At 67.0% G+C, this 15,851-nt stretch carries 14 protein-coding genes; 6 read left to right on the forward strand and 8 right to left on the reverse strand.

The genetic code is table 11. The features are described 5' to 3' along the window. Positions 1 to 58: 58 nt before the first annotated feature. Positions 59 to 1,087: an alpha/beta hydrolase family esterase gene (locus tag AZC_RS19275; protein ID WP_012172264.1), complete on the reverse strand. Its 1,029-nt coding sequence runs from the start codon at positions 1,085 to 1,087 to the stop codon at positions 59 to 61. Between the two features lie 276 nt (positions 1,088 to 1,363). Between AZC_RS19275 and AZC_RS19280 the strand changes: the two genes are divergently transcribed. From AZC_RS19280 to AZC_RS19300, 5 genes are all read left to right on the forward strand, one after another. Continuing rightward, positions 1,364 to 2,074, forward strand: a complete 711-nt coding sequence (locus AZC_RS19280) for an OmpW/AlkL family protein (protein WP_081434047.1) — start codon at positions 1,364 to 1,366, stop codon at positions 2,072 to 2,074. A gap of 298 nt (positions 2,075 to 2,372) precedes the next feature. Then, complete coding sequence (sdhC, locus tag AZC_RS19285; RefSeq protein ID WP_012172266.1) at positions 2,373 to 2,774, forward strand: succinate dehydrogenase, cytochrome b556 subunit; 402 nt, start codon at positions 2,373 to 2,375, stop codon at positions 2,772 to 2,774. Between the two features lie 10 nt (positions 2,775 to 2,784). Further along, positions 2,785 to 3,171 (forward strand): succinate dehydrogenase, hydrophobic membrane anchor protein, encoded by a 387-nt coding sequence (gene sdhD, locus AZC_RS19290; RefSeq protein ID WP_012172267.1) that lies wholly within the window; start codon positions 2,785 to 2,787, stop codon positions 3,169 to 3,171. Between the two features lies 1 nt (position 3,172). After that, the gene (gene sdhA / locus AZC_RS19295) at positions 3,173 to 5,005 is read left to right on the forward strand and encodes a succinate dehydrogenase flavoprotein subunit (protein WP_012172268.1); all 1,833 of its coding nucleotides are present in this window, start codon (positions 3,173 to 3,175) and stop codon (positions 5,003 to 5,005) included. Positions 5,006 to 5,085: 80 nt separating this feature from the next. Then, the gene (locus AZC_RS19300) at positions 5,086 to 5,871 is read left to right on the forward strand and encodes a succinate dehydrogenase iron-sulfur subunit (protein WP_012172269.1); all 786 of its coding nucleotides are present in this window, start codon (positions 5,086 to 5,088) and stop codon (positions 5,869 to 5,871) included. Between the two features lie 154 nt (positions 5,872 to 6,025). Here the strand turns inward: AZC_RS19300 and AZC_RS25780 are convergent, their stop codons facing one another. Next, positions 6,026 to 6,943 carry a hypothetical protein gene (locus tag AZC_RS25780; RefSeq protein ID WP_012172270.1) on the reverse strand — a complete coding sequence of 306 codons (918 nt, stop codon included), beginning with the start codon at positions 6,941 to 6,943 and terminating at the stop codon, positions 6,026 to 6,028. A 311-nt stretch (positions 6,944 to 7,254) separates the two neighbouring features. Between AZC_RS25780 and AZC_RS24545 the strand changes: the two genes are divergently transcribed. Beyond that, positions 7,255 to 7,767: a low molecular weight phosphatase family protein gene (locus AZC_RS24545; protein WP_012172271.1), complete on the forward strand. Its 513-nt coding sequence runs from the start codon at positions 7,255 to 7,257 to the stop codon at positions 7,765 to 7,767. Between the two features lie 58 nt (positions 7,768 to 7,825). Here the strand turns inward: AZC_RS24545 and denD are convergent, their stop codons facing one another. The 6 genes from denD to AZC_RS19340 form a co-directional block, all read right to left on the reverse strand. Beyond that, positions 7,826 to 8,806, reverse strand: coding sequence for a D-erythronate dehydrogenase (denD, locus tag AZC_RS19315; protein ID WP_012172272.1), 981 nt, complete (start codon positions 8,804 to 8,806; stop codon positions 7,826 to 7,828). Positions 8,807 to 9,191: 385 nt separating this feature from the next. Next, entirely contained in the window at positions 9,192 to 9,938 is a 747-nt protein-coding gene (locus AZC_RS19320) for an SDR family oxidoreductase (RefSeq protein WP_012172273.1), read from the reverse strand. Continuing rightward, complete coding sequence (locus AZC_RS19325; RefSeq protein ID WP_012172274.1) at positions 9,935 to 10,663, reverse strand: GNAT family N-acetyltransferase; 729 nt, start codon at positions 10,661 to 10,663, stop codon at positions 9,935 to 9,937. The genes AZC_RS19320 and AZC_RS19325 overlap by 4 nt, the downstream gene beginning before the upstream one ends. Positions 10,664 to 10,672: 9 nt before the next feature. Beyond that, a complete protein-coding gene (locus tag AZC_RS19330; RefSeq protein WP_012172275.1) occupies positions 10,673 to 12,487 on the reverse strand; it encodes an IlvD/Edd family dehydratase in 1,815 nt (604 codons plus the stop codon). A gap of 136 nt (positions 12,488 to 12,623) precedes the next feature. Beyond that, positions 12,624 to 13,304: a Fe2+-dependent dioxygenase gene (locus tag AZC_RS19335; protein WP_012172276.1), complete on the reverse strand. Its 681-nt coding sequence runs from the start codon at positions 13,302 to 13,304 to the stop codon at positions 12,624 to 12,626. 84 nt (positions 13,305 to 13,388) lie between these two features. After that, complete coding sequence (locus tag AZC_RS19340) at positions 13,389 to 15,752, reverse strand: TonB-dependent receptor (protein WP_158304142.1); 2,364 nt, start codon at positions 15,750 to 15,752, stop codon at positions 13,389 to 13,391. Between the last annotated feature and the right edge of the window lie 99 nt (positions 15,753 to 15,851).

Raw genomic sequence — 15,851 nt, forward strand, 5'->3', positions numbered from 1 at the left:
GCGCCGGAGGCTCAACACCATGGCGCTCCAAGGGCGCCACAGCCGTCCGCTCCCTCTCTTATTGAACAGCCTGCGCCCGGCTGGAGCGCGGCTTCTGGGGCGGCCGGGCCGGGAGGGGCACAGCTGCAGGCGCCGCAACGGGCGTTGGCGGGGCGAGGGAATGGCGGGAGAACAAAGCCCAGCTCTCCATCCCGGCGTCGATGTCGCCATTGCGCAGGCCGAGGAAGACCGTGGCCAGCTCGGGCGTCGTCTTGACCCGCGCCGGGGACTGGTGGCCGCCCCGCTCCACCCGATAGAGCGCCACTTCGCCGGGCGGCGTGCAGCCCTCCCAGCGCCGGACGGAGACGGTGGTGCCGTCGAGGCGGTTAAGGTCCGGCAGATCCTGCACCTGCGATTCGCCGCAGCCGTTCAGCGCGGCATAGAGCTGGGCGCTGTCGGGGGCGGAAAGGGTGGCGCCCATGGGCGTCCAGAAGCCGTCCCAGGCGATGACCGGATCGGCCGTGCCGTGAATGAACATGATGGGCACCGGCCGGCTGGGGCGGCACTGCTCGCGATAATTGGCGGGCGCCGTCGCCATGATGACCGAGAAGGCCGCATAGAGATCGGCATGCTCGCAGGCCATCCGCTCCACCATGAAGCCACCGTTGGAGATGCCCATCATGTAGATGCGGTTGGGATCAGCGATGCCTTCGGCCACCAGTTGCTGGGTCAGGGTGACGAGGAAGGTCACGTCGTCGCCGGGCGTCAGCATCGCCTTCAGGCGCATGGCCGCAGGCCGGCCGTCGTTCCACACCCGGCCGATTCCCTGCGGATAGACGGCGACGAAGCGGTTGCGCGCGGCGGTCTCCTCAAGGCCGAGATAGCCCATGAAGCCTTCCGCGCTCTCGCCCGCCCCGTGCAGGGCGATCACCACCGGCAGCGGTGTCGTCGCTCCGGACGGGCGCGACAGCAGGAAGGACCGCTGCTCGGTCCCCGCCGTCATCGTCCGTTCCACCACTTCCGCGCGGGCCGTCGCCGCCCCCAGAGCGGCCCACATCGCACAGGCCCACAGGCCCATCCGCCACGCGGCGGAACGCACACCGACCATCGGCCCCTTTTCTCCACACCTTGGCGGAAGCTCGGGCCGTCCGGCCGCGTCTTCCCGTCACAGGCTCCGCACGCGGTGCGGCTTCACACGCCCCCGAAAGATGCGCGAATCCCACAGCATCCGGCCTTTCCTGCGGCGACAATGTGGCTGGAGCGACGCTGTTGCAAGATGGCAACAGCGTCAGGCAGGGGGACTTGGATTTGATCTAGGTCAAACTTTGCCGCCCGCGATGGGGCAAGTGTCGCGCATCAGATTCTTGTGCTGGAGATGGGGCAAATGGCTGGTTTCATCAAGTCTTTCGGCAGCAAGCTCGCAGGCGCCACGGCGCTGGCCGGCGTTGCCGCGATCGCTTTCTCGACCCTCGGTGCGGCGCCCGCCGCGGCGGCCGACATGGCCATGCCGGTGAAGGCCGCCCCCGTGGTGGTGGACACCTGGAACCCCTGGCAGATCCGCCTGCGCATCACGGGCGTCGTCACCAATGACAGCGGCCATGTGAACGGCGTCGCCGGCTCCGGCATCTCGACCTCGGACACGGTGATCCCCGAGCTCGACATCTCCTACTACTTCACGAAGAACTGGGCGGCCGAACTCATCCTCGGCACCACCTACAGCTACATCGACGGCACCGGCAGCCTGAACGGCACCGCTGTCGGCAAGACCTGGCTGCTGCCCCCCACCCTGCTGCTGCAGTATCACTTCACCGACTTCGGCGCCTTCCAGCCCTACGTCGGCGCCGGCGTGAACTACACCATCTTCTACAACCAGAGCGCCAATCAGGTGACGTCCATCGACGTGAAGAACACCTGGGGCTGGGCGCTGCAGGCCGGCTTCGACTACATGATCGACCGGCACTGGGGCTGGAACGTGGACGTGAAGAAGATCTTCCTCGAGCCCGACTTCAACGTCACCGTCGGCCGCACGCCGCTCACCGGCTCCACCAACCTGAGCCCCTGGCTGCTCAGCACCGGTGTGACCTATCGCTTCTGATCCGAACGGATCACTGCACCTTACTCTTCCACAGCGCGGGGCCTGCCCCGCGCTGTTTGTTTTTGTCCATGCGCACATTGCATGGCTGCCAAGATGCCTCCCGGATGCCGGTTTTCCGCCATAACGGAGGCATCCAATCCCCCGCGAAAGGCCGTAACAGCAGGCGGATGAATGATGGCGCTTGGCAGCCCCGCTGCGCTGCGTCATACCACCGCCACAGGTCAGGCCCCCTCCTTTGGAATTGTTGCGAACAGGCAACGATTGGGATACCTGATCGGTCGATTTCCGGAGGAGGCCCATGGCCGACAGCCCGTCCCGCATTGTGCGACCGCTCTCTCCCCACCTGCAGATCTACCGTCCGCTGCCGACGATGGTGATGTCCATCGTGCATCGCGCCACGGGGATCGCGCTTTATTTCGGCACCGTGCTGCTGATCTGGTGGCTGCTCGCCGCCGCTTCGACGCCGAGCGCCTATGGCTTGTTCACCAGCATCGCCGGATCCTGGATCGGCCGTCTGGTGCTCTTCGGCTACACTTGGGCGCTGATCCATCACGCCCTCGGCGGCATCCGCCACCTGATCTGGGACACCATCCGCGGCTTCGGCGCCCAGGAGCGCGTGCTGCTCGCCAAGCTCACCCTGGTCGGCTCCGTCACCCTCACGATCATCGTGTGGGTGATCGGTCTCGCCCTGAAGAGCTGAGGGTTTCACCATGCACAGCCCCATGCGCACCCCGCTCGGCCGCGTCCGCGGTCTCGGCTCCGCCCGCTCCGGCACCGAGCACTTCTTCCTTCAGCGCCTGACCGCGATCGGCAACCTGATCCTCGTGGTCATCACGCTCGGGATCATGATTTCGCTGCTCGGCGCCGGCTACAACGCCGCCCACGCCACGCTCGGAAACCCGATCGTGGCCGTGGTGATCCTGCTGCTCCTGCTCTCCGTAACGACGCACATGCGCATCGGCATGCAGGTCGTCATCGAGGACTATGTCCACTCCGAGGGACTGAAGGTGGCGCTGATCATCGCCAACACCTTCTTCACCACGGTGGTCGGCCTGGCCGGCGCCTTCGCTGTTCTCAAGATCAGCCTGGGAGGCTGACATGGCTGAATCCACCAACGGCGCCGCCGCCCCCGGCATCAACGGCCGCGCCTATCAGGTCACGGACCATACCTATGACGTGCTCGTCGTCGGCGCCGGCGGCGCGGGCCTGCGCGCTGTCGTCGGCTGCTCCGAGGCGGGACTTCGCACCGCCTGCGTGACCAAGGTCTTCCCCACCCGCTCCCACACGGTGGCCGCCCAGGGCGGCGTCGCCGCTTCCCTCGCCAACATGGGCGAGGACAAGTGGGAATGGCACATGTACGACACCGTGAAGGGGTCGGACTGGCTGGGTGACCAGGACGCCATCGAATATCTGGTGCGCAATGCGCCGGCCGCCGTCTACGAGCTCGAGCACTGGGGCGTGCCCTTCTCGCGCACGGAGGACGGCAAGATCTACCAGCGCCCCTTCGGCGGCATGACCACGCACTTCGGCAAGGGCACCGCCCAGCGCACCTGCGCCGCCGCCGACCGCACCGGCCATGCCATGCTGCACACGCTCTATGGCGCGGCGCTGAAGCACAAGGCCGAGTTCTTCATCGAATACTTCGCTATCGACCTCATCATGGACGAGGACGGCCGTTGCTGCGGCATCGTCGCCCTGAAGATGGACGACGGCACGCTGCACCGCTTCCGCGCCAACCTCACCATCCTGGCGACGGGCGGCTATGGCCGCGCCTATTTCTCCGCCACCTCCGCCCACACCTGCACGGGTGACGGCGGCGGCATGGTGCTGCGCGCCGGCCTGCCGCTCCAGGACATGGAGTTCGTGCAGTTCCACCCGACCGGCATCTACGGCTCGGGCTGCCTCATCACCGAAGGCTCGCGCGGCGAAGGCGGCTACCTGACCAATTCCGAGGGCGAGCGCTTCATGGAGCGCTATGCCCCCTCGGCCAAGGACCTCGCCTCGCGCGACGTGGTGTCCCGCTCCATGACCATGGAGATCCGCGAGGGACGCGGCGTCGGCAAGAACAAGGACCACATCTTCCTGCATCTGGATCACCTCGATCCGGCGATCCTGCACGAGCGCCTGCCGGGCATCTCGGAAAGCGCCCGTATCTTCGCCGGCGTGGACGTGACCCGCGAGCCGATCCCGGTGATCCCCACCGTCCACTACAACATGGGCGGCATCCCGACGAACTATCACGGCGAGGTGCTGAACAAGGTGGGCGGTGACCCGGACAAGGTGGTGCCGGGCCTCATGGCCATCGGCGAAGCTGCCTGCGTGTCGGTGCACGGCGCTAACCGCCTCGGCTCCAACTCGCTCATCGATCTCGTGGTGTTCGGCCGCGCGGCGGCGCTCCGGGCCGCCGAGTTGGTGCGCCCCGGCGAGAAGCAGCGCGAGCTGCCGGCGGATGGCGGCGAACTGGCCCTCTCGCGCCTCGACCGCTTCCGCAACGCCTCCGGCGATACGCCGACGGCCGAGCTGCGCGGCAACATGCAGCGCGTGATGCAGAACAACTGCGCCGTGTTCCGCACCGGCGAGGTGCTGGAGGAAGGGCACACGCTCATCCATGACGTGTTCAAGGCCTCCAGCAACATCCGGGTCTCCGACCGCTCGCTGGTCTGGAACTCGGACCTCATCGAGACGCTGGAATACGACAATCTCATCGCCCAGGCCGTCGTGACCATGGACAGCGCGCTGAACCGCAAGGAAAGCCGCGGCGCCCATGCCCGCGAGGACTTCCCGGACCGCGACGACGTGAACTGGATGAAGCACACGCTGGCTTACATCGACACGGCGAGCGGCGAGGTGAAGCTCGAGGACCGGCCGGTCCACACCTACACGCTGTCGAACGACATCCAGTACATCGAGCCCAAGAAGCGCGTGTACTGAGCCCCGCGTGACACTATCGGGCCGGCCCAGCGGGGCCGGCTCTCTCGCACGACCGGCGCAGCCGACGATTGGGACGCACCATGGCTGAGTTCACCCTCCCGAAGAATTCGCAGATCACAAAGGGCAAGACCTGGCCGAAGCCCCAGGCTGCCAAGAAGGTCACCGAGTTCCGCGTCTATCGCTGGAACCCCGATGACGGGAAGAACCCGTCCATCGACACCTATTACGTGGACCGCGAAGCCTGCGGCCCCATGGTTCTCGATGGTCTCATCTACATCAAGAACCACATCGATCCGACCCTGACCTTCCGCCGCTCCTGCCGCGAGGGCGTGTGCGGGTCGTGCGCCATGAACATCGGCGGCACCAATACGCTGGCCTGCACCAAGGGCATGGACGAAGTGCTGGTGAAGGGCTCGGTGAACATCTACCCGCTGCCGCACATGGAAGTGGTGAAGGACCTCGTTCCCGACCTCACCCGCTTTTACGCGCAGCACGCCTCGATCGAGCCGTGGCTCCAGACCGACTCCGCCGCGCCCGAGAAGGAGTGGCGCCAGTCGAAGGAAGACCGCGAGCGGCTGGATGGCCTCTATGAGTGCATCCTGTGCGCCTGCTGCTCCACCTCCTGCCCGAGCTACTGGTGGAACGGCGACCGCTACCTCGGCCCGGCGGCCCTGCTCCAGGCCAACCGCTGGCTGAAGGACAGCCGCGACGAGCGCACCGGCGCCCGCCTCGACAATCTGGAAGACCCCTTCCGGCTCTACCGCTGCCACACCATCATGAACTGCGCGCAGGCCTGCCCGAAGGGTCTCAACCCCGCCAAGGCCATCGCCGAAATCAAGAAGATGATGGTGGAACGCCAGATCTGACGGCGTTTCTCCGCCGCCCTTTCGCAGAACGCGCGCCCCGGTGGCGCGCGTTTTGTTTTGAGGCGCTCGGATGCATCCACCGACACCCGGACAAAGCAAAGGCCCGGCGGACAATCCGCCGGGCCTTCGTTTTATGAGGCTTCAGAGCCGAGGATCAGGCCTTCTTGGGCGCCTTCGGCTTGGTGACGGGCCCCTTGGCCTTCGCCGGCGCGCTCGCCTTGGCAGGCGCCGCAGCCTTGGCGGTCTTGGTCACCGGCTTCGCGGCCGGCGCCTTCGGGGCCTCTTCCTTGGCCGGAGCGGGCTTGGCGGCAGCGGGCTTGGCGGCAGCAGTCTTGGCGGCAGCAGTCTTGGCAGCCGCAGGCTTCGTGGCCTTCACCGGAGCCTTGGCGGGCTTCGCCTCGGTCTTCGGCGCCTCGACCGGAGCGGGGGCCGGAGCCGGCACCGCCGCCTTGGCAGGCTTCGCAGCGGGCTTCGCCTTCGCGGCAGGCTTGGCGGCCTTCGCCGGAGCCTTCGTCTCAACGGCGGGCGCTTCGGCCTTCGCGGCGGCGGACTTTGCAGCGGGAGCAGATTTTGCCGCCTTGGCCGGAGCCTTCGGCGCCTCGGCCTTCACCGGAGCCTTGGCCGCAGCAGCCTTCGGAGCGGTCTTGGATGCGGCGGTCTTGGCCGCGGGCGCCTTGGGAGCCGCAGCCGCCTTGGCCGGAGCCTTCTTGGGAGCGGATTTGGCCGGAGCCGCCTTCACCGCTTCGGCCTTGGGGGCCTCGGGCGCTGCCTTCGCGACAGCAGCCTTGGGAGCCGCAGCCTTGGCGGCGGCCGGCTTGGGGGCCTTGGCAGCGGGAGCCTTCGCGGCGGGAGCCTTGGTCGCCGTCTTGGCGGCGGGCTTCGGGGCCGGCGCCTTGGCGCTCACCTTGGCAGCCGGTGCCTTCGCGGCGATGGCCTTCGGCTTGGCCGGCGCCTGAGTCAGGGCCGAAGCAGCCAGAACCTTGATTTCCTCCGGGGAGATGCTCCCCGGATCCCGCAGCGCCTTCGCTGCGATCCGGCTGACCTCTTCACCCTTAACGTCGCTTTTCGCCATGCAAGCCTCCGATTGCGCGCCGGGCGGAGTGCGCCTGTCAGCGAATCAGCCGCGCACCGGCATTCGCGATACATCGGCGCGAAAATCTGAAATTTGGTTAACGCCAAGCGCCCGCACGGAATTCCGCCCGCAATTCTCGCGGCATGGGCGCTGCCGCACTCCGGACACCGCGCTGTCATCGCCCCGTCGACGAAGCGGGCTAATCCCCGCTGCCGTCGCGCCACGTCCCGCGGCTGGGACCTGCCAGGCCGGAGGGCTTCCTCCTGCCTGGCCGGGTTCCGGGATGCGGCGCGCCTGTACGGAGGCCCTTCATGACCCATTTGCCCAGCATCGCGGCGGACCTTGGCCCGACGGCGGCAGGACTGTCGTCCCTGCCCCAGCGTCCATCCATCCTGTTCGCCTGCCGCGACAATTCCGGCGTCAGCCTGCTGGCGGAGGCCATCGCCCACCAGACCCACCATCAGTTGCGCGCCTTCAGCGCCGGCATCCATGGCAGCGGCGCCGTGGATGACGCGCTCGTGGAGTGCCTTGAAAGCGAGGGCATCCCCGCCGACGGGCTCAGTTCAAAGCCCATGGAGGTTTTCGGCTTCTCGGGCGCCCCGCGCATCGACCTCGTGGTGGCGCTGGTCGCCGGTGCCCGCGAGCGGATCGAACGCCTCTCGGGCGTCGCGCGCATTCCCGTTGAGACCTGGAGCTTCGCGGATCCGACTGCGGTCGCCGATCCGCGGCGCCGCCGCCATCTCTATCGCATGATGATGCCGCGCCTGCGCGCCGCCATCTCCGGCCTCGCCGCAAGCCGCGCCGAGCCCGCCTTCGCCGCCTGACATAAAAAGGGCACCGGCCGCTTCAGCCGATGCCCCTCAAGTCCGGCAGTTGCGGGGCTCAGTCGGCGATCTTGCCGCCCAGCTCATCCTCGATATGAATGCGGATGATCTCCTCGAAGGAGGTCTCCGCCTTGAAACCCAGCGCGAGCGCACGGGCGGGATTGAAGGTGCGCGGCCAGCCGCTCACGATCTTCGCCACCACCGGATCGGGCTCGCGGCGGATGCGCGCCACCGCCTTGTCGCCCGCGACCTTGCGCAGCGCCTCGATCTGATCGCCCACGCTCGCGCCGACGCCCGGCATGTTCAAGGAGCGCCGGGCGCCGAGCTGCGCCGTGTCCAGCGTCGCCGCATGGACGAGGAAGCCGGCGGCGGAGCGCGGCGAAGCGTGCCAGTGCACCACGTCCTCGGAGACCGGCAGGATCGCCTCCTGCCCGGCCAGCGGCTCGCGGATGATGCCGGAGAAAAAGCCCGACGCCGCCTTGTTGGGCTTGCCCGGCCGCACGCAGATGGTGGGCAGGCGGATGCCCACGCCATCCAGGAAGCCGCGACGGGAATAATCCGCCATCAACAATTCGCAAATGGCCTTCTGCGTGCCGTAGGAGGTGAGCGGCGTCTGGAAGAATTCATCATCGATGGGCTCGGCCGGATAAGGCGCGCCGAACACCGCGAGCGTCGAGGTGAACACCACGCGCGGCACATAGCTCTCCACCACCCGGATGGCGTCGAACAGGAAACGCGTGCCATCGAGATTGATGCGGTAGCCCTTGTCGAAATCGGCCTCCGCCTCGCCCGACACGATGGCGGCGAGATGGAAGATGACGTCCGGCCGATCCTTGATCAGCGCCTCGGCCTCGCCCGGAACGGACAGGTCCGACACCCGCGTCTCGATGGTGAAGGGCGCCTCCACGCGGGCGGGCGCCACCACATCATGGGCGGTGAGATGGCTGATGGGCTTGCCGCCGAGGCGGCCCTCCCGCGCCAGGCGTTCGATCAGCTTGCGGCCAACCATGCCGGCACCGCCGATGACGAGAATGCGCATGAACATCTCTCCTTGAAATCTGTTTCCGGACCGGATCTTGCCGCGCCTCTCAGCGGGCGCGCTTGGGGTATCTGCGGCGGGGGGAGGCGTGGCAGATGCCGCTCGGCTCCCTCTCTATCCCTCCCCCGCAGGCGGGAGAGGGAACACGTGGCTCACAGTCGCGCCGTTGCGCAGACAATCGGTGATAAAGCCCTCCCCCCTTGCGGGGGAGGGTTGGGAGGGGGGTAAAGCGGCGGGGGCCCCAGAGCGCGTTCGGGAGGGAAGCGTGGAGCCCGGGCAGCGGCGCTCGGGTGGAGGGCGTCCTATCCCCCTCCCTGCCCTCCCCCTCAAGGGGGGAGGGTTCTCCCCTCATAACCCCAGCCGTTCCGCCAGCCGCCTCGGGCGCTCAGAGCACCCAGCCACCGTCGATGATGTGGATCTGGCCCGTGGTGAAGGCGCTCTCGTCGCTGCCGAGATAGACGGCGAGCGCGGCGATCTCTTCCGGCTTGCCGAGCCGGCCCATGGGCTGGCGGCCCACGAAATCGGCCCGCACCTGCTCCAGCGAACGGCCGGTCTGGGCAGCCACCGCCGCGATGCGCTCGTCGAGGCTCGGGGACTGGATGGTGCCGGGGCAGATGGCGTTGGCACGCACGCCCTTCAGGATGAAGTCCGCCGCCACCGCCTTGGTGAGGCCGATGATGGCCGCCTTGGTGGTGCCGTACACATAGCGGTTCGGCACGCCGCGGATGGAAGAGGCCGCCGAGGCGATGTTCACGATGGAGCCGCCGCCCGCCTCCAGCATGCCCGGCAGGAAGGCCGAGATGGTGCGGTGGATGGAGGTGACGTTGAGATCGAAGGAGAAGTCCCAGTCCTTCTCGCTGGTCTCGAAGATCGTGCCCTGGTGCACATAGCCCGCATTGTTGGACAGGATGTGCACCGGGCCGATGTCCTTGGCGAGGGCGTTCACGGCATCGGTGCTGCGCACGTCGAGCGCGCGCACCTCGGCGCCCTTGAGGCCCTCCAGCTTGGCGACATCGAGATCGGTCGCGATCACCCGCGCGCCCTCGCGCACATAGGCCTCCGCGATGGCGCGGCCGATGCCTTGCCCGGCCGCCGTCACCAGCGCGATCTTACCCTCCAAACGTCCCGTCATGGCGTTTCCTTCTCCAGTGTGTTCCGGATGTCTTCAAGACGGCTCTTCTGACGGCCGTCCGCATCGAAATTGCCGGGCGCAAGCCACGCCTCGAACGCCGCCTTGGCGCGCGGCCATTCGTGATCCAGCAGCGAGAACCAGGTGGTGTCCCGGTTGCGCCCCTTGATGACCATGTGCTGGCGGAACAGCCCCTCATAGGTGAAGCCGAGCCGCAGAGCGGCGCGGCGGGAGGGCGCGTTCAGCGCGTTGCACTTCCACTCATAGCGCCGGTAGCCGAGATCCTCGAAGGCATGGCGGGCCATGAGATACATGGCTTCCGTCGCCGCCCGGCTGCGCTGGAGCGCGGGCGTGAAGAGGATGTTGCCCACCTCGATCACCCGGTGGGCGGGCTCGATGCGCATGTAGGTGGCGTGCCCCACCGCCCTGCCGCTCGCCGGATCCACCAGCGCGAACATGAGCGGATCGTCCTTCAGCGCCGCTTCCGCATAGGAGCGGCGGAAGGCGTCCAGATCGGCGAAGGGCGGGACGGAAAGAAAATCCCACAGCGCCTCCACCTCCGCGCTGCCATGGGAGGCGGCGAAGAGGTCGGCGGCGTGGAGGTCCACGTCGAAGGGACGGACGGAAACATGCCGTCCTTCCAGCGCCACGCGCGCCGGGCGGCGCGCGGGCGGACCGCTGACGGGCGCCCCCAGAACCTGATCCTCGGCGGCGGCTTCCCCAGTCATGGCAGGACCCTAGTGGTTGTCGCGCGGAACGCCCATCGTCTGCGCCACCCGCTGATACTTCACGGCCGGCTTCAGAACCATGCCCTCATCGAACTGGGCGACCATGGAGCGCTGGATCTCCTGCCAGGGAGTTTGGCTCTGCGGAATGGGGAAGCCGCCATTGGCCTCAAGGGCGGCCCGGCGCTGCGCCAGTTCCTCATCCGAAATCAGGATGTCCGCGGTGCCCTTCTCCAGGTCGATGCGCACCCGGTCGCCGGTCTTCAGCAGGGCGAGGCCGCCGCCCGCCGCCGCTTCCGGCGAGGCGTTGAGGATGGAGGGCGAACCAGACGTGCCCGACTGGCGGCCATCGCCGATGCAGGGCAGCGCATTGACCCCGCGCTTGATGAGGGCGGCCGGCGGCTGCATGTTCACCACCTCGGCGCCACCGGGATAACCGATGGGCCCGGTGCCGCGGATGAAGAGCAGCGTGTGCTCGTCGATGCCCAGCGCCGGATCATCGATGCGGTGGTGGTAGTCCTCCGGCCCCTCGAACACCACGGCCGGTCCCTCGAAGGCGTTGGGGTCCTTCGGATCGGACAGGAAGCGGGCGCGGAACTCCTCGGAGATCACCGAGGTCTTCATGATGGCGTTCTCGAACAGATTGCCGCGCAGCACGATGAAGCCGGCGTCCGCCTTCATGGGCGCGTCATAGGCGCGGATCACGTCGCGATCCCAGGAGAACTTGCCGCGGCAGTTCTCGCCGATGCTGCGGCCGTTCACCGTGAGCGCGCCCTCATGGATCTGGCCGGCCTGGATCAGTTCGGCCACCACGGCGGGAATGCCGCCGGCGCGGTGGAATTCCTCGCCTAGATATTCGCCCGCCGGTTGAAGGTTCACGAGCAGCGGGATCTTGTGGCCCACCGCCTGCCAGTCATCGACGGTCAGCGACACGCCCACGTGGCGGGCGATGGCATTGAGATGGATGGGGGCGTTCGTGGAGCCGCCGATGGCCGAATTGACGCGGATGGCGTTCTCGAACGCTTCACGGGTCAGGATATCGGAAGGCTTCAGATCCTCCCACACCATGTCCACGATGCGCTTGCCGGTCTCATAGGAAATCTGACCGCGCTCGCGATAGGGGGCGGGAATGGCCGCGCAGCCCGGCAGCGACATGCCCAGCGCCTCGGCAAGGCCGTTCATGGTGGAGGCCGTGCCCATGGTGTTGCAATGGCCGACGGAGGGGGCGGAGGACGCCACGATCTCCATGAAGGTGTCGTAGTCGATCTCGCCCGCCGCATGCTGGGCGCGGGCCTTCCACACCACGGTGCCGGAGCCGGTGCGCTCGCCGTTCCACCAGCCGTTCAGCATGGGGCCGCCGGAGAGCACGATGGCGGGGATGTTCACGGTGGCCGCCGCCATGATGCAGGCGGGTGTCGTCTTGTCGCAGCCGGTGGTCAGCACGACGCCGTCGAGCGGATAGCCGTAGAGCACCTCGACAAGGCCGAGATAGGCAAGGTTCCGGTCGAGGGCGGCTGTGGGCCGCTTGCCGGTTTCCTGGATGGGATGGACCGGAAATTCAAAGGGAATGCCGCCCGCCGCCGCGATGCCCTCGCGCACGCGCTTGGCAAGGTCGAGGTGATGGCGGTTGCAGGGAGAGAGGTCGGAGCCGGTCTGGGCGATGCCGATGATCGGCTTGCCGGACTGGAGCTCCTCGCGGGTCAGGCCGAAGTTCAGATACCGCTCGAGATAGAGCGCGGTCATGCCCGGATTGTCCGGATTGTCGAACCAGAGCTGCGAGCGCAGCTTGCGGCCGTGATTTTCCGGCTGATCCCCTTGACCGACCATGGTTTTCTCCCAGGCGAAGCGCGTCTTGCGGCGGCATTTGAAACGATTTGATCGCCGCTTTATGCGCCTCGCGGGCCGCGAAATCAATCAGGCTGGAGAGGTTCCACGCTGCCCTTATGTGCTGCGCTGCGGCAGCTCAGACCTCCGCCCATTGGCGCAGGAGGTTGTGATAGACGCCGGTGAGCTGGACCGCCGAGATGTGACCGGGATGGTCCTGGTTGAGACGCATGATGGCCATGTCCATGTCGAACAGCAGCGCCCGCTGGCCGGCATCCCGAATGAGGCTCTGCGTCCAGAAGAAGGAGGCCACCCGCGAGCCGCGCGTGATGGGCGTCACATGGTGCAGGGAGGTCGCGGGATAGACGATGGCATCGCCCGCCGGCAGCTTCACCTTGTGAGCCCCATAGGTATCCTCCACCACCAGTTCGCCGCCCTCATACTCGTCCGGCTCGGAGAGGAAGAGCGTGGTGGAGACGTCGGTGCGCAGCGGCTCGCCGCTGTCCCGCACGAAGCGGATGGCGTTGTCCACGTGGGAGCCGAAGGTCATGCCCGCATCATAGCGGTTGAACATGGGCGGCAGGATGCGCCGGGGCAGGACGGCGGAGGTGAACAGGGCCGAGCGCTGGAGGGCGGCGCGCACCATCTCGCCCAGCTCGCGCGCCTCGGCGCTGCCGTCGGGCAGCTGGAGGTTCTTCTTCACATGCACGGCCTGCGCGCCGGCGGTGGAGCGCCCGTCCACCCAGCCCGCCGCATCCATCACGGCGCGACAGCGGGCGACCTGCTCCGGGGTCAGCACCTTGGGAATATGGATCATCATCGGCAGGCACTCCGCGCAGGGCGCAACAAACGCAAAAGCCGCCGCGCCCGGTGAGAGGCGCGGCGGCGGAGACGGGAACCGGGATCAGAAGGTCGCCCGGGCGGTGAGGGTGCCGGTGCGGCCCGCAGCGGGGACGGCCTGACCGCCATAATACTGCGCGTAATACAGCTCGTCGGTCAGGTTGTAGACGTTGAGCTGGACCTGGAAGTTCTTCGAGATCTGGTAGCTCGCCATGGCGTCGAAGGCCCAGTAGGACGGCACATAGACGGTGTTCGTGGCATTGGCGAAGGTGTTGTCGTTGTAGGTGCCGCCGAAGCCGACCAGGAGTTCCTTGGTGACGTTGTAGGACGTCCAGAAGGAGAAGGAGTTGGGCGGCGTGTTCGGCAGTTGCTTGCCCAGCGTCTGGAGGTTGGCCACGGTCGGTGCGGGACCGACACTCATGATCTCCGAGTCGAGATGGGTGAAGCTGGCGGTGATGTTCCAGTCCTTGGTGAGGTTGCCGGTGGCGCCGAGCGTATAGCCCTGCACCCGCTGCTCGCCGCCCAGCACGGTGGGCGGCAGGCCCGCCGCAGTGTCGGTCGCGACGCGGGTGTTGGTCTTCATGGTCTGGAAGATGGCGCCGGTCACGGTGAGCTGGTTGTTGAGCAGCATCGCCTTGAAGCCGGCCTCGGCGGTCGTGTTCGACTCCGGCGCCAGCGTCGCTGTACCGCTGTCAAGCACGCCATACTCCGACGAAGGATTGGAGGAGGTGCCGTAGGTCACATAGAGGTTCAGCGGCTCGATGGGCGTGAAGATGGTGCCCACCTTGTAGTTGAACATGGTCTCCGAGTTCTGGAGCGTCGTCTGCGTGCCGGTGATGCTGGAGCCGGAGGTCGTGATGGCGAAGGAATTGTAGTTGGTGCTGGCGGCATCGAGCCGGAAGCCGCCCATGATCTGCCAGTACTGGTTGATCTTGATCTGGTCGGCCGCATAGAAGCCCACGTCCGTCATGTCCGTGGTCACGGTGGAGGTCGGCAGATAGTTGGTGTAACCGCCGAGGCCGAAGTTCGCGGACACGTCCAGGGGATTGATCAGCGACACGCGGCAGGCCACCACCGTCTGATTGCAGAGGTTATAACGCTGCTGGTAGCGGCCTTCGCTGGTGACCTCGATGCCGGCGTTGAGCGTGTGCTCGAACTGGCCCCATTTGAACTTCGCCACCATGTCGGTGATGTTCGTGAACTGGGTATTGTCGGTCTCGGTCTGGAAGCGCTGCATGCCGATCGTCATGGCGCTGGTCGGGTAATAATACTGGGAAGCCGGCAGCGGCGAGGCGAAGGACACGTTGCCGGAAGTGCCGAGCGCGCGGGGCGCTGTCACGCGGGCCAGACGATCGTTCGCGGTGTAGCGGGTGCCGTTGGTGAGCGTCACATAGTCGTTGAGCTCATACTGGAGCTGCAGGGTGACCATGTTGGTGTCGGTGGTCACCTGATCCTTGTAGGGACCGTTGGTGACGCCGTACCAGGTGTTGCGCGGCACATTGACCGGCGGGGTCGCCGCACCATTGCCGAAATATCCGCCCTGCGGCTGGCCGAAGGTGCCGAGCGCGGTGCTCACCACGGGCGCCGGATAATAGGGCACGCCGTAATCGGGAACGCTCTCCTCGTGCTGGTAGTAATAGGACAGCGTCGCCGTCGTCTTGTCGTTCAGCTTGGCGGTGATGGACGGGGCCACACCCCAGCGCGTGGCGTTGACGTTATCGCGGTCGGCGGTGTCGATGTCCTGCGCCATCAGGTTGATGCGCGCATAGATGTTGTCGTTATACTTGCCGTTGGCATCGAGCGTGGTGCGCCAACCCTGACTGGTGTAGGCGGAAACGTCCGCATTCACGAAGGTGGCGTTCTTGGGCAGCTTGGACACCATGTTGATGGCGCCGCCCGTGGAACCGCGGCCGAAGGCGAAGGACGACGGGCCGAGGAACACGTCCACCTGCTCGATGTCGAACATGTCGCGCGTGTACCAGCCCGGATCGCGGATGCCGTCGCGATAAATGTCGCCGCGCGCCGAGAAGCCCCGGATGATGGGATTGTCGCCCTGCTGGCCGCCCTCGCCGGCGCTGAAGGTGATGCCCGAGACGTTGCGCAGGGCCTGTTCGAGCGTCACCGTGTTCTGCTCGCGCATCACCTCCTCGGTGATGACGTTGACTGTCTGCGGCATGTCGAAGATCGGCACCGGCAGGCGGGTGACGCCCGTGCTGTTCGACGAGAAGCTGGTGCCGTCGCCCTGCACCTGCACGGTGGGCAGGTCCACTTCCGTGCTCGGGGCTGCGGCCTGCTGGGCCAGCGCCGGGCCCGCCACCATCACGGACGCCATGCCGACGGTCAAATGCAGCGATCCCATGAGAGCCGCCCGGACGCCCTCGGGCTGGCTGGATGTGCGAATACCTTCACCAGCAACATTGGCGGGCATGTCAATCATCTCCAGAAATGCGCGCAACACCGCACGTGGGCACGCAATGTCCAATCTGTATTTCTCCTCCATATTTCCAACGCTTGCCCTGCCGCAACG

Source organism: Azorhizobium caulinodans ORS 571, from assembly GCF_000010525.1.
GTDB lineage: Bacteria > Pseudomonadota > Alphaproteobacteria > Rhizobiales > Xanthobacteraceae > Azorhizobium > Azorhizobium caulinodans.

What these genes read in the sequence shown, in the direction of transcription:
- AZC_RS19275 (WP_012172264.1), bottom strand. Translation starts at nt 1,087, where the DNA reads ATGGTCGGTGTGCGTTCCGCCGCGTGGCGGATGGGCCTGTGGGCCTGT.
- AZC_RS19280 (WP_081434047.1), top strand. Translation starts at nt 1,364, where the DNA reads ATGGCTGGTTTCATCAAGTCTTTCGGCAGCAAGCTCGCAGGCGCCACG.
- sdhC (WP_012172266.1), top strand. Translation starts at nt 2,373, where the DNA reads ATGGCCGACAGCCCGTCCCGCATTGTGCGACCGCTCTCTCCCCACCTG.
- sdhD (WP_012172267.1), top strand. Translation starts at nt 2,785, where the DNA reads ATGCACAGCCCCATGCGCACCCCGCTCGGCCGCGTCCGCGGTCTCGGC.
- sdhA (WP_012172268.1), top strand. Translation starts at nt 3,173, where the DNA reads ATGGCTGAATCCACCAACGGCGCCGCCGCCCCCGGCATCAACGGCCGC.
- AZC_RS19300 (WP_012172269.1), top strand. Translation starts at nt 5,086, where the DNA reads ATGGCTGAGTTCACCCTCCCGAAGAATTCGCAGATCACAAAGGGCAAG.
- AZC_RS25780 (WP_012172270.1), bottom strand. Translation starts at nt 6,943, where the DNA reads ATGGCGAAAAGCGACGTTAAGGGTGAAGAGGTCAGCCGGATCGCAGCG.
- AZC_RS24545 (WP_012172271.1), top strand. Translation starts at nt 7,255, where the DNA reads ATGACCCATTTGCCCAGCATCGCGGCGGACCTTGGCCCGACGGCGGCA.
- denD (WP_012172272.1), bottom strand. Translation starts at nt 8,806, where the DNA reads ATGCGCATTCTCGTCATCGGCGGTGCCGGCATGGTTGGCCGCAAGCTG.
- AZC_RS19320 (WP_012172273.1), bottom strand. Translation starts at nt 9,938, where the DNA reads ATGACGGGACGTTTGGAGGGTAAGATCGCGCTGGTGACGGCGGCCGGG.
- AZC_RS19325 (WP_012172274.1), bottom strand. Translation starts at nt 10,663, where the DNA reads ATGACTGGGGAAGCCGCCGCCGAGGATCAGGTTCTGGGGGCGCCCGTC.
- AZC_RS19330 (WP_012172275.1), bottom strand. Translation starts at nt 12,487, where the DNA reads ATGGTCGGTCAAGGGGATCAGCCGGAAAATCACGGCCGCAAGCTGCGC.
- AZC_RS19335 (WP_012172276.1), bottom strand. Translation starts at nt 13,304, where the DNA reads ATGATGATCCATATTCCCAAGGTGCTGACCCCGGAGCAGGTCGCCCGC.
- AZC_RS19340 (WP_158304142.1), bottom strand. Translation starts at nt 15,752, where the DNA reads ATGCCCGCCAATGTTGCTGGTGAAGGTATTCGCACATCCAGCCAGCCC.